Consider the following 13,980-nt stretch of genomic DNA (forward strand, 5'->3'; position numbering starts at 1 on the left):
TCACTCGTTACAACAAGCATATTCGTAAAAATTAATGAGGTTGTAATCAATGGTTCGAAAAGTGATGGTAAAAGTTTCACTGCTTCTCTTTATGAGTCTTTTTTTTCTGACCGGCTGTGGTGGCGGTGGTATCGATACTGATACTGACCAGGAAGAAGAAGTAGTCGATACTCCGGCAGATGAATTGGCATTGGAATTTAGCGTAACCGCGCATAACAGCAATGTGCTGATGGTCAATGCCAATGTGGTTACCGAAGAATTGACCGATGTGTCTATTCGATTTGAGTCGGCCGAAGGTGGAGTACATGAGACCTCAACCTCATCCGCTTTAAATAACCACAGCATCACCGTGGTGGGATTGAGGCCGCAAACAGCTTACCAGTTTACCGCGGTGCTCACTCGTGAATCTGGAGAAATTACAACCAGTGAACCGCTGGCTTACACTACGCCTGCACTTCCGTTTGCTGTGCCGGATATGGAGCTGGTTACGACAAGCGATAGCAGTTATCAGGGGATTACCTTTTTTGCCATTTCAGACTCCGAGTCTCACTTTATCGGTGTCGACGAATCGGGAGTACCTGTCTGGTATTTTTACAATAGCGATGCGTCAATGCTGGGAGGCGCCTCTGCCATCAAATATCTGGGGGACAGTCGTCTGATGCTAATGTTGAGTCGCGAAGTCTGGGTTATTGATATGGCGGGTAATATTCTTTCTACTTACCCGTTACCAAACTACCATCACGAAGCCACCATCCTTGAAAATGGCAATATCATGGTGCTGACCAACGAATACGAAGAGTTTGACGGCAAAATGCTAAAAGGCGACCGTATTCAGGAATATAGTTCTGCAGGTGCTTTAGTGTGGGAATGGTCCAGCTTTGAACACCTTGATACCAGTCGTTTTCCTGGCGTCTTGTCGACCCGTATTCTGGACGACGGCTCTTATGACTGGAGCCATTCCAACGCCATTTTCCAGCAAGACGATGGATCGATTTTACTGTCAGCTCGCAACCAGAGCTGGGTTATCAATATTGACCATGCCAGCGGAGATATTAACTGGATTTTGGGAAGCGCCGAAGGCAACACGAATGAGTCGCTACAGAATAAATTTTTAAGCCTGACTGAAGGAAGCTGGATGTCGGCTCAACATGCGCCGATGCAAACTGTTAATGGCGACTATCTGATTTACGATAATCGTAATGAGTCGGAGCTGCCGGGAAGCACCAACAATAGTCGTGCGGTTAAATATCGGGTCAATACTGACAGCATGAGCGCGACCCAAAGCTGGGAATATGTCATCAACAAATATACCCAGGCTATGGGGGATGTTGATGAATTGCCGAATGGCAATATTCTGATCACAGCCGGCGGCCCCGGTAGTAACGACAACGCGCATTTAATTGAAGTGACTGCAAACGTTCCTTCGCAAACGCTATGGGAATTACATATTAACAACGAGACGCTTTATCGTTCAGAGCGGGTTGGTTGGAGTGATTTTTTAGCAATAAAAAGTACGGCTGAGACCGCGCTAAAACTATCCGGCAAAATAACCGGCCTGCATTTGGACGGGCTTTCGATTAGTGATGGAGTTGAAACCTTGTCACTGCCTGCAGGTACAACGACATTTGAGTTTTCTGGAAATTTGTCGGATGGCGAGCAATACGCTATTCAGCTAATCAGCGAACCCGACAATCATAGCTGCATTATAGAAAATGCATCCGGCACGATCAGTCATAATACTGCTAATGTTATGGTCAGTTGTAATGACCATATTGTAAATGCCGACCTGACTCACCTGCCGATAGGAGACACGCTGATTTTGCAGCGCATACAGGGCGATATGGAACCTGAAGTGGGTAAGCTCTGGCTGTGTCGTCTGCCTGAGGATGGGGCTGGTGCCGCGCCTTCAGATGACTGGACAAATGCAGATGGTTCCTGGAACTATATTATCAAACCCCAGGTTGAAGGCGAGAATTACTATAACAGTGAACTCAGTGTGACACTCGATGGGCAGGGGAACCGAATTATCACCGGCAACGCGCTGCCAACGACACCCACCGGAACTTTCCCGGTTGAGCAGGGCACCGTTGCATTTGAATATGATAAAAACCCTAATTTCATTTCTGCGCATCAGGTTCAGATAACTTTTGATGCCATACCTAGTGTAAGCCCTGAGCCAAGTTGTGTTGGATTTGGCGCGACAGGCATTTCATTAACCGGCTCCCCGATTTATCAGGGCTCATCGACTGTTGGAACCGATGCTTCGGCTTTTGAAATGCTGGATAGCAGTGGCGGTCATACCGATGGTACAGAAACCTACCATCACCATTTTCTGGGGCAAAATGTGCTGGATTTGCTGGACCCTGACGATGGCGGTCACTCTCACCTGATGGGCTATATTCAGGATGGTTTTGGTATTTTTGGTCCGAGAGGTGAAGATGGAAAAGCTCTGTCATCGGCGGAACTGGATGAATGTCATGGGCATACTCACGATATTGAATGGGATGGTGAAATTCGGAATATGTACCACTATCACTGGACTTATGACTTTCCTTACAACGTGGGTTGTATTAAGGGAACGCCGCAGGATTTGGGGATTAATAATAGCTGACGATAACCGCAGGTTTACTCTGTCAATGGCGTAAACCTTTGAAGCGGTTTAATTGATAGTGGAAGAGGCTTAATTTGCACAGCATTTTAATAAAAGATCCCCACTTGAAGGTGATGCTTTAAACATTTAATCATTATCTTTTATTAAAAGTATTTATCTTTAATTATTGATTCTCCCTTGTAAATATGACTTCTGCCCCAATATCAAAGGAATTAGATGAAAATTTTTTCATCTAATTCAGGGAGACACACACTATGTCCCAGAATAATGACCCTCCAGGAGACCCTTGGGGGCGTAATAGTAAGCCTCCTCCAGATTTAGAACGACTCCTAGTTCAAAATTTCGACCATTATAAAAAGTTTCTTCCAGGTGGAAGTCCCACAAGTTTCTTTATAATTTTTATATTGTTTTTCTCCGGTCTCACTATCTGGACCGCGTTATATACCGTCCCAAGTGATTCCGTTGCGGTCGTACAGCGTTTTGGCAAGTATGTCGACAATGTTTCACCTGGCCTACATTTTAAGCTTCCCCTTGGTATTGACTCAGCAACGATAGTTCCAATCAAAAGACAATTAAAGCAAGAGTTTGGATTTTCAACGCCTGGTGCAACCGATCCTTATCAAACCTCGCGGGTTTATGATCATAGTCGCGAAACTCAAATGGTAACTGGCGATTTAAATGCCGCGCTGGTTGAATGGGTTGTACAGTATCGAATATCTGATCCAGCCAAATTTTTATTTGAAGTAAGAGAGCCCAGTGACACTCTTCGATATGTATCTGAGTCCGTCATGCGCGAAGTCGTGGGTGACCGTACTGTCGATGAAGTGATTACGGTTGGTCGTCAAGACATTGAGTCTGAAGCGCTCGTAAAAATGCAGGAGTTATCAACCAAGTATGCAATGGGGATCAGTATCGATCAGGTGCAACTAAAAAATATCAATCCGCCAAAACCGGTTCAAGAGTCATTTAATGAAGTTAATCAAGCTCAGCAGGAAAAAGAAAAACTGATTAATGAAGCACGTAGAGACTACAACAAAGTTATCCCGCTTGCTCTGGGTGAAAAAGATCAGCGAATTCGTGAAGCCGATGGCTATCGTTTAAAGCGCATAAATGAAGCTGAAGGTGATGCTGCAAGATTTAACGCCCTTTATGTGGAATATATTAAGGCTCCAGAGGTTACTAAACGTCGAATTTATATCGAAACAATGCAACAAGTCTTACCAAAAGTTCGAGCGAAAATTATCATCGATGAGAAAAGCAGTCATGTTTTACCTTTGCTCAACCTGGATAGCAATACAAGGGGAAAACAATGAAAATGCTGAAAGCTTTGTTTTTTATTGGACTAATCGCGAGTGTTGCTCTTAGCTTAAAAAGTGCCCTTTATACGGTCAGTGAAGTTGAACAAGTCATTATTACTCAATTCGGTAAACCCGTAGGTGAACCGGTGGTCGATGCCGGCCTCAATATAAAAATGCCTTTTATTCAGTCTGTTAATGCAATCGATAAGCGTGTATTGGAATGGGACGGCGAGCCGTCGGATATGCCCACTAAAGATAAACTCTATATTTCTGTTGATCTATTTGCTCGTTGGCGTATTACTGATCCGCTGCAGTATTTTCTAAGGCTGAAAGATGAACGTAGTGCTCAGTCCAGGCTTGATGATATTCTTGGTAGTGAAACACGTAATGCTGTAGCAAAGCATGAACTCATCGAAATTATTCGCACCACGAAAAATAGAGAACCGTTACAAATTGGGGGATTAAAAGATAAGGATTCAGACTTAAATGTCGGACAGTTGGTTCCTATTCATAAAGGTCGAAAACTTGTGGAGCAAGAAATATTTACCGCTGCGGCCGATAAGGTCAAAGTGTTTGGGATTGAATTACTCGACATTCGTTTTAAACGGATTAATTACAACGCGAGTGTAAGGCCTAAAATATACGAACGCATGATTAGTGAACGTCGACAAATTGCCGAACGTTTTTTATCGGAAGGAAATGGAGAGGCCGCCAGGATTCGTGGTGATCGAGTGAGAGAGCTCAATAGAATTCAATCAGAAGCTTATCAACAAGTGGAAAAAATTCGAGGGATTGCTGATGCGCAGGCAACGGAAATTTATGCGCTCGCCTACAACCAAAGTCCGCAAGCAGTAGAACTCTATGAGTTCACTCGTACGATGCAATCTTATGCTACGGTTATATCCGAAAGCACCACTTTAGTTTTATCGACGAACAATGAGCTGTTTAAATTTATTGATGGTATTCAAACCGTCGATCAAAACTCGACTGATGAACTGAAAATTAAGGTGAACGACAAACGTTAATAGTAACCATTCATTAGTTCGTATATAGACAGGTTTTGAAAAAATGAAAATTGTTGATTTATCTACGATGAAAAAGTACGGCATAACTAGTGAACAAAAAAGTATTTACCGCTATAAGCAATACCAATATGACGTTCTTCAAGATGCCATCAATTATGCGAAGCATGAGCAAGTTCAATCCAGTTTGAACTTGCCTGTGAAAGTCGAGGAGGAGGCTCAATTATCAAAAAGAGGCAAAGATGACTTATGAAATGATGAATGATAAGCGGGGCCATCCAACTCAATTACCCAAAGAACATGTTGATTGGGTCGTACAACCTATCGCTCGATTTGTTAAAATTGAGGCGGCCGCAGGAGTTGTTTTACTGCTATCCACTTTACTGGCTTTATTTTTGGCAAACTCCCCGTTAAGAGAATTATTCGATAGCTTATGGCATGTACCGCTTGGTGTAAATATAGGTGCCTATACATTTGAACGCTCATTACATGGATGGATAAACGACGCGGTAATGACGCTGTTTTTCTTTCTGATTGCGCTTGAACTCAAACGAGAGCTCGTTTTGGGAGAGTTGCGAAATCCTCGTCTTGCAATGTTATCTATTTCCGCCGCAGTAGGCGGTATGCTCGTGCCGGCACTGGTATATCTTTTTTTTCAATACGGCGAACCAGGCCAGCTTGGTTGGGGAACCGTTATGGCAACGGATACCGCATTTGTGATCGGTTGCCTGGCCCTTTTAGGTACTCGCATCCCGAAAAGTTTGAGAGTGTTCATGCTATCCTTAGCCGTAGTCGACGACATAGGTGCTATCATCGTTGTTGCCGTTGGTTACGGTAGTGAGATTAACTGGTTTTCCATTGGGCTTGCGTTACTTGGTTTCTTCGTTGTTAAAATAATGGCTTTCATCGGTATCCGCAATATGGCTTTGTTTTTTATAGTGGGGGCGATAATATGGTTAGCCGTTGATTTTTCTGGTATCCATCCAACAGTCACCGGCGTCGTTCTGGGATTAATGACTCCAACAAAAAAATGGATAACCGATGAGCGTTTACATACGATTATGGATTGTGTAGTAGCTTATCCTCCGGGTGATCACTGGAGCGGTGACACACCTGATCGTAAGGTATTGAAAACGGCTGAGGCGGCTGCTCGCGAAGCGCTCTCACCGGTTGAACGCCTGGAGATGATACTTCATCCATGGGTGGGGTTTGTCGTTATGCCTTTGTTTGCCTTTGCGAATGCTGGGGTGGCTTTTGCCGGCATAGACTTTAGTTCTCCCTTGACGATGGCCATATTTCTTGGTTTCGTGGTCGGCAAACCACTAGGGATCTTCTTGTTTAGTTGGGTCGCGGTGCGGTTGCGAATTGCGGTGCTACCGGCCAGTCTAAATTGGCCGCTGATTCTTGGCGGAGGCATGTTAGCCGCGATAGGTTTTACCATGGCTCTATTTATTGCCAATCTTGCTTATAGTCCAGAGCAAATTGTTTCAGTGAAGTTCGGGATTTTGTCAGCGTCAGTTTTCTCGGCACTATTTGGCTTCGCGTTGCTTCGATATTTTTCTGTTTCAGGTGAAGAAGATAAAGGTATCCACAATGGTTAAATCTTCGATGCAAAATACAACAGGAAAAACGAATGTCGCCTCAAAAAACTCTACCATAGCCAATGAAGAACAAAGAGTGCTGTGGGGCAAACAAACTCAGCTATCGCTTAAATATTTTGCTATTGGAAAACATACCTTCGAAAAGGGATTTATTGACGCTCTGATTTCAATTAAGCGCGCTTCTGCGCAAGTCAATCACGAACTTCAGCTGATAAGCGATAAGCAGCTGGAAGCCATTGTCTATGCGTGTGATGAACTGCTTAAAGGAAAGCACGCCGACCAATTTCCGTTGCGAGTATGGCAAACCGGTTCTGGCACACAAACGAATATGAATGTTAACGAGGTTATCGCCTCACTGGCTAACCACTTTATTCATCAAAGTAAACAGAAAGAAAACTTAAACGGAGATGATTTTTTACATCCGAATGACCATATCAATATGTCACAGTCATCCAACGATGTGTTTCCCACGGCTATGCATATTGTCATCGCCAAACAGATTACGGAATTTCTGCTGCCATCACTAGAGTTGATCGAGCACGAGATACGTCAAAAACAAAGAGAGTTTGAAAGCGTTTATACAGTCGCTCGAACTCATTTGATGGATGCTTTACCGATCAATGCGGGGGCGATTTTGTCGGCTCACGGCAATCAGACAAACGCAGCAAAAAAGGCCATTCATGAGAGTCTGGAGTCGGTATACCAGCTAGCGCTGGGCGGCACTGCGGTAGGTTCAGGTGCCAATACTCCGGCGCTATTCGGTCAGCAAGCCGTTGCGCTGTTAGCGGAGCAATATCAGCTACCATTTGTTCAACATCCAAACTTATATGCGGCAGTTTCAGGTGAGGAATCTTTGTTGAGGCTTAGCGGCGCGCTTAAACAGTTGGCCGCTACCCTGTTTAAAATAGGGAATGATTTTCGACTATTGGGTAGCGGACCACGCTGCGGCCTTAATGAATGGCATCTTCCTGCTAATGAGCCGGGCAGTTCCATTATGCCGGGGAAAGTCAATCCAACCCAATGCGAGGCTTTAAGCATGGTGTGCTTGCAGGTCATGGGCAATGATCTGACTGTCTCTCTTGCTGCCTCAAACGGGCTCCTGCAATTGAACACTTACCGTCCGGTAATTATTCATAACGTCATGGAAAGTATTGAGTTGCTGGTTGATGCTGTTACCTCTTTTTCAGAAAACTGTATTCGAGATTTAGCACTTAACCAAACTCAAATTGATGCCAATATGCATAATAATTTATCGGTAATAACACTTTTAGCTCCCCAACTTGGATACGACGTTGCTGCCAAAATTGTCAAGCAGGCAGCCCGGAAAAAAATATCCCTGGCCGCTGCTGCGGAGGACCTTGGTTTATTCAGTGTTGCACAGTTTAATCAATTACTGGATGAACATTTGAATACACAGACTGGTCAATCACCGGATTAGTCAATATCTGGATTAGTCAACACGCGGACTGTTCAAAATGGGGACTGGTCAATTCTTAAAACTCGCTGTATTTCATTGATCTGGATGTCTGACGTTATTTTACTTTTTAGCTTCTCGGTAGCTGACCATGCGTTGTGCCTTTTCATCCCAGAGGCAGGATTTAAAACAGTTGCTCATCTCGGATAACCCCAAAGTCGTGACTATTGGTGTCTGTAGCTCAGGAATAGCTTTCATCGCTTCGGGTAGTCGATAAAAAGGGATTCTGACGTTGAGATGATGTATATGATGATAACCAATATTACCTGTCACCCATTGCATGAATTTGTTTAGTTTTAAATAACTGGACGACTTCAACGCTGCTCGATAATAATTCCAGGCGCTCGGCGTAATAATAGTCATGCGCTTGAAGTTATGTTGGGCAAAAAAGAGGTAGGAGCCAAACGCACAGTTAAGCATCATCGGCAATAGAATGACAAAAAATGCCGTACTGAAACTACCAAAATACCAAAGGATAGCAATGACTGAGCTGTGCAACACTAATGACAATAACGAGTCAAAATGTTTTATCGGACTTTTTAAAAAAGGTAACAAACAGAAACTGATGCCAAAAATTGTCAGATAACCCAAAAGCATGGTTAACGGATGGCGTTGTAAGCGATAGTAAAAGCGTTCCCATTTGGACGCTGCTTGCCACATTTTTGTGGTCATTATGGGGAAAGTCCCAACACCTAGCGTGTCGACCTTTCCTACGTGTCCATGATGGTAGTTATGGCTCTTTTGCCAGGCATGCATCGGAACCAAAACCAGCATACCGTATAAGTGAAAAAAATAGTGGGCACAAGATGAGTTGGAGAGGATGGCGCCGTGCATATAATCGTGAAAAGTAATAAACGCACGTATCATTAACATTGCGCTGCTAAGTGAAAATAACAATTGCAACCAGGGCCACTGCGCGAGCCCGGCTCCCGCCATTGAGGTAAACAATAAGAAAAAAACGGTGAAGACTAATCGCCTGCTTTTATTTCTGGACTCTTTGGCAAAAGGTAACGTCGCTTTAAGCAGTTCTTTACCGACTCGCAATCCATCACTGTGTTCGGCAATCTTAATATTGTGTTCGGGATTTGTATTATGATGCTCCATAGTGTACAACTCATTTCTTTCAATTAAACCTCTTTTCAGAAATAAAATCTCAAGCTAGTTTTTCTCCAATAGGTAACTCAATTTCGATATTTTTATGTTTTTATATTATAGACAGTAGTATTGGTGCACTCTAGGAAAAAACGAAAATAAGGAACGGTAGTAATGTTTCTACGAATGTCAATGTAGCTAAAGTGTTTAAGTCATTCACACAGAGGCGCATCAATTTGAATTTTGGGGCGAAAAGAATGTCAAGTGCTTGGCTCTTTCCTGCCTGGACTGAGTTCAAATGAGAAAGCTAGACTTTTCCCTGCCAAATCTTATATGAAATATTATTCTTATCAGAGTTTTTTACAGAATACATAAGGTCATCAGCGATTTTTATTACTTCTTTTATATCATCAGGCATAACTTCGAAAGTTACCAGGCCAACACTAAAGGTGACAGGCCACTTGCAATAAGTCATCCGCTTTTCAAGTTGTTGACTTGCTTTCTTAAAGGCGGCTTTTGCTTCTTCTTGTCCGGTTTCTGGCAACAGGCAGGCGAACTCGTCACCGCCTAACCTGGCAATAGTGTCAGTTGCTCTTAACGAATCTTTCAAACAGGCTGCAACTTCAATCAGCAATTGATCCCCGACAGGATGACCATGGGAATCGTTGATAGCCTTAAAATCATCGATATCGATATAGGCCAGAGAAAATATATGCTCGTATCTGGATGAGCGTACTAACTCATTCGCCAGCTCGATATAAAACCCTCTGGAATTATATACGTTTGTAAGAGAGTCGGTATCTGCTGCTATAGACTCGACCCGATGAACATTCCTGAAATTGGTGATTAGTATTGCCAGAATAGAGAAGCTGACGGCACAGGAAAGACCATAGTAAAATAAAGCTATAGCATCAATCCTTTCCTGATATGCGTAAATTAAAAGCAGTATAAGGGTCGAGAATAAAGCTAATGCTACTCCTGCTTTGCTAGAGCCATACCAGCTGGCAATAGTAATAGGAAAAATATAGAAAACCTCCAAAAACAAGTCTTTACCGAATAAGACTGTAAGGATTGCCAGAGAGAAAAGCATCAGTAAGCATAGCCACCAAACATATTTATTGGAGCGTTTATCTAAAATACTTAATATAGTCCTCAGCCTTTCCAATCCAGCTCCACTTTAACGTTTGCCATAAGCTTGAGTGACTTAGTATAGCTTACCTCATCTGTTTCGATAGAAGTGTCCGTTATCAACCATTAATGAGTGTTTTTGTATTTTAGTGGGTGATAGGTTTATAGAGGTTGTAGGTGAATGCCATGCAGCTAAAGAACAGCACTTTGCATAGAGTGTAGATTTAGAGGTTAAAACGTACGGTTTAAGTGTTGAAACAGTACTCGTGTTAAAAAATGAATTAAAGTCAATATGTTATGTTGTTCCGATCCGGAGTTCTTGCATCCATTAACCTGTCGGGCTATATAAGTGTCTGCCAAACAGACTAATCAGGAGAAAAATAGCAATCTCGATATGAGGTGATTTTGAGCTGGCTTACTTGTATCATTCTGCCATATCTCAAAATGCAGTACTTTGTTAATGAATCGATACCTTCTTATACTTGCCTCAATCGTCATCATTAGTTTTTCCAAATCACCGAAAGCTTCAACTCCTTCCAAGAGCCATCAGCTCTCTTCTACAAGCCATCAGCTCTCTTCTACAAGCCATCAGCTGTTATCGACAAGCCTAAACGCCAAAGTGAATTCCCGTGATGTAATCACATTCAGAAAAGCGAAAAGTATTCTGAAGGACCTCTATAAGGAATCTCCCGAGACTTTCTACTGTGGGTGCGAAATCAACTGGGACGGCAAGAAACTAGTTCCTGACTGGAACTCTTGTGGTTTCACTCCCCGCAAACAAGAAAGAAGGGCGTCACGCATTGAATGGGAGCATGTTGTCCCTGCCTGGGAGTTTGGTCATCAGCTTCAGTGTTGGCAAAATGGCGGTCGAAAAAACTGTAGTAAGGTCAATGCAAAGTTCAGAGAAATGGAAGGCGATTTATTTAACCTGGTACCAGCGGTCGGTGAGGTTAACGGTGACCGCTCGAACTATCGATTTGGGATGATTGAAGGTGAACCCAGAGTTTATGGCAGGTGTGACGCCGAAGTAGATTTTAAAGCACGTGTGTTTGAACCTAAGGAAGATATTCGAGGGGATATCGCGAGAACTTATTTTTACTTTGAAGAAAAGTACGGTCTCAAAATTAGCCGCAAACAAAAGCAATTATTTGCTGCCTGGGAGAGAAGTGATCCGGTAAGCAAAAAAGAGTGTCTGGTTGCAGAATTAAAGTCTGCTGCTCAGGGAAAAATAAACGAGTTTTTGGAAAAGAAATGTAAGGCTTTCGCTAAAAAGCTATAAAGCGATGAAACTAGCTCTCTGTAGTCAAAAGCATAGTAAAAAGGTAGTTAAATAGATCAAAAGGAGGAGTGTTTGATATATAATCAGGCTACCTCTTCCCAATCAACAATTATCCATCGGCGGCATTCTCGGAAAATAGAGGGATGTTCGTCTACATGTGATCTTGTTTCAGAGATAGTCGAGAAATCAAGGATAGTCGAAACATCAGTAAGTATTGAGAATAAAGTTGTTCGGTTTAAGTATCAGGTAAAGGCTCAATCTGCTAAAAAATTACACACTAACCAGGAAGTAAATATAGTCTCGGTACGTGGCTATTGTGGCGCAGACTTACTTGCATCATTCAACCATATCTCGCTATCCTAATCTTCCTGCATCAGCCTGGTGACTTGCAGAGCCTCCTGTTTTTCTTAGGAGCGTCCTGTTGGATAATGCATATGTTTTTAATATTTTTTCAATATTCTGGAAATGCTTTGGCTTTTTCTTTGTAAGGACAATATCGTAATGAAATTTGATATTTGTATTGCTGGTGCAGGTGTTATAGGCCTGGCGATTGCGCAAGAACTGGCGACGCAAAAAAAGACTGTTTTACTACTAGAACGAAATTCCTCCTTTGGTCAGGAAGTTAGTAGTCGTAACAGTGAAGTGATTCATGCTGGAATTTACTACCCGGAAGATGCGTTGAAAACAACGCTATGTATTGAAGGCAGAAGGCGACTTTATTCATTTTGTGAGCAATACCGCGTCCCTTATCGAAAACTGGGAAAGCTCATTGTTTGTTCCGATAGTCAAGACATAGCACAGCTTGAGTCGATTTATCACAATGCAGTAAATAATGGCGTCGAAGAAGTTCATTTGGTTGATTCTGATTACTGTAAAAAGCATGAGCCGGCAATTAAAGCCTGTATGGCGATTAGCTCTCCGCAAACAGGCATTATCGACAGTCACTCTTATATGCTTACGTTACTTGGTCTGGCACAAAATCAAGGCGTAGATTATGTTGCGAATACTTTGGTTGAAAGAGTAGCGTGTACTGAAAATGGCTTGAATGTTCATTGTAAAGACAGGCTATCCGCTGAGACTATGACGATCTCTTGTGGCATTTTTATTAATGCGGCAGGCTTAAATGCAGTTGAGTTGGCCAAAAATATAGAAGGTATCGACCCGTTGTCGCTACCTCAATATTATTATGCAAAGGGCCATTACTTTCGATTGCAAGGGAAATCCCCTTTTAGTCACTTGATTTATCCCCTCACTGAAAAAAAGATTCAGGGGTTGGGGGTGCATGCAACGCTTGACCTGGCAGGTCAGGTTAAATTTGGTCCTGATGTTGAATATATTCAGCAAGTTGATTATCAATTCAATAGTTTGGCTGAGGCACGTTTTAAGAAAGCTATAGCAGCCTATTACCCTGAAATCGAACAACGGACTATCTCATCTGATTATGTTGGGGTGCGCCCTAAATTACAGGGCCCCAATGATTCCTTCAAAGATTTTTATATTGAAAGAACAGATGCTGTTATCAACCTTTTTGGTATTGAGTCTCCAGGATTGACTGCGTCATTAGAGATTGCAAAATATGTAAGGAATCTGATTGGTTAAAGGTTATTTATAACCAGTCAGCACCTATATAAATTAACCTGTATTAAGTGAAACTGATCGAACAATATAAGTCAGGTTCAATTAACTAAAGTGGATTAAAATAATTAGAGTAAAGTAAGTAAAGAGAGTAAAGCTAAAAGTTTACACTGCCAATCCGCTTGATCTAATTCTTCAGTAAAAGCAGTTGTCTGAGTAATTCTATAGAAAATTAAATTGGCTAGCCGCAGTGCTGCCGAGCAAAAAGGTCAGATCACTTGTTAGGTTTAAGTTCTAAGAAAATATTATGTCTTCTAAAAAAGCAACATTCTTATCCTTATGTATAAATGTTGTGATTTTTCTCGATAAAGGCATCTAAAATTAAAAGACAATTTTAGGGATCTATTATGGCCCGGCTTCGCCTGAGAAGATGGCTATGCCGTGGCAGTCTTCCCCTTCGGGCTCGCCAAGGCGAAGTTCCCCAGGCATTGCCTGGGGAACGAAGACTGGTGGAGGCGGCGGGGATCGAACCCGCGTCCGAAAATCCTCTGCTCTTGGTACTACATGCTTAGTTAGTCTATAAGTTAACCCAGAGCTTTTCCGACTAACAGGAGGCTATGGGCGAGTTTGCTTAAGTTTAACGCTTGGGGGGCAAACACCCTTACACGCGAGTCTCCGTATATGACTGTTATTTCCCTACCGGTGACGCTCAGGAGTAACAGTTAGCCTTAAGCGGCTAAAGCGTAGTTGTCGTCGTTTGCAACTATATTGTTCAGCTAGTGGGTACGAGGTTCGCTGACACCTCGGCATGCACCTTGAGTTTTGTAATCTCCGTCGAAGCCAATGTCGCCCCCATAAAGAGTTACTGGTTCTCAGTGTGTCTATTTATTACTCGAAACA

The 13,980-nt window shown here is 42.7% G+C and carries 10 protein-coding genes and 1 other RNA gene; 8 read left to right on the plus strand and 3 right to left on the minus strand.

The features are described from left to right. Window positions 1–49 precede the first annotated feature (49 nt). The 6 genes from IYN84_RS19360 (at window position 50) to IYN84_RS19385 (ending at window position 7,970) form a co-directional block, all read left to right on the plus strand. A complete protein-coding gene (locus tag IYN84_RS19360; RefSeq protein ID WP_196140926.1) occupies window positions 50–2,611 on the plus strand; it encodes an aryl-sulfate sulfotransferase in 2,562 nt (853 codons plus the stop codon). Between the two features lie 254 nt (window positions 2,612–2,865). Further along, window positions 2,866–3,924, plus strand: a complete 1,059-nt coding sequence (hflK, locus tag IYN84_RS19365) for an FtsH protease activity modulator HflK (protein WP_196140927.1) — start codon at window positions 2,866–2,868, stop codon at window positions 3,922–3,924. After that, entirely contained in the window at window positions 3,921–4,934 is a 1,014-nt protein-coding gene (gene hflC / locus IYN84_RS19370) for a protease modulator HflC (protein WP_196140928.1), read from the plus strand. The genes hflK and hflC overlap by 4 nt, the downstream gene beginning before the upstream one ends. Window positions 4,935–4,977: 43 nt before the next feature. Further along, complete coding sequence (locus IYN84_RS19375; protein ID WP_196140929.1) at window positions 4,978–5,184, plus strand: hypothetical protein; 207 nt, start codon at window positions 4,978–4,980, stop codon at window positions 5,182–5,184. 4 nt (window positions 5,185–5,188) lie between these two features. Continuing rightward, window positions 5,189–6,532: a Na+/H+ antiporter NhaA gene (gene nhaA, locus IYN84_RS19380; RefSeq protein ID WP_210330740.1), complete on the plus strand. Its 1,344-nt coding sequence runs from the start codon at window positions 5,189–5,191 to the stop codon at window positions 6,530–6,532. Further along, on the plus strand, window positions 6,525–7,970 hold the full coding sequence (locus IYN84_RS19385; protein WP_210330742.1) for a lyase family protein: 1,446 nt from the start codon (window positions 6,525–6,527) through the stop codon (window positions 7,968–7,970). Before nhaA ends, IYN84_RS19385 begins: the two co-directional genes overlap by 8 nt. 99 nt (window positions 7,971–8,069) lie before the next feature. Here IYN84_RS19385 and IYN84_RS19390 read toward each other — a convergent pair whose 3' ends face one another. Beyond that, window positions 8,070–9,110: a fatty acid desaturase gene (locus IYN84_RS19390; protein ID WP_196140931.1), complete on the minus strand. Its 1,041-nt coding sequence runs from the start codon at window positions 9,108–9,110 to the stop codon at window positions 8,070–8,072. Between the two features lie 295 nt (window positions 9,111–9,405). Continuing rightward, window positions 9,406–10,263 carry a GGDEF domain-containing protein gene (locus tag IYN84_RS19395; protein WP_196140932.1) on the minus strand — a complete coding sequence of 286 codons (858 nt, stop codon included), beginning with the start codon at window positions 10,261–10,263 and terminating at the stop codon, window positions 9,406–9,408. Between the two features lie 423 nt (window positions 10,264–10,686). On the opposite strand from IYN84_RS19395, the gene IYN84_RS19400 reads away from it, so the two are divergent. After that, a complete protein-coding gene (locus tag IYN84_RS19400) occupies window positions 10,687–11,505 on the plus strand; it encodes an endonuclease (RefSeq protein WP_196140933.1) in 819 nt (272 codons plus the stop codon). Between the two features lie 501 nt (window positions 11,506–12,006). After that, window positions 12,007–13,104 carry an NAD(P)/FAD-dependent oxidoreductase gene (locus tag IYN84_RS19405; protein ID WP_196140934.1) on the plus strand — a complete coding sequence of 366 codons (1,098 nt, stop codon included), beginning with the start codon at window positions 12,007–12,009 and terminating at the stop codon, window positions 13,102–13,104. A 483-nt stretch (window positions 13,105–13,587) separates the two neighbouring features. Here IYN84_RS19405 and ssrA read toward each other — a convergent pair. Then, window positions 13,588–13,934: a transfer-messenger RNA gene (ssrA, locus tag IYN84_RS19410) on the minus strand. Between the last annotated feature and the right edge of the window lie 46 nt (window positions 13,935–13,980).

It is taken from the genome of Aliikangiella sp. G2MR2-5, from assembly GCF_015687155.1.
GTDB lineage: Bacteria > Pseudomonadota > Gammaproteobacteria > Enterobacterales > Kangiellaceae > Aliikangiella.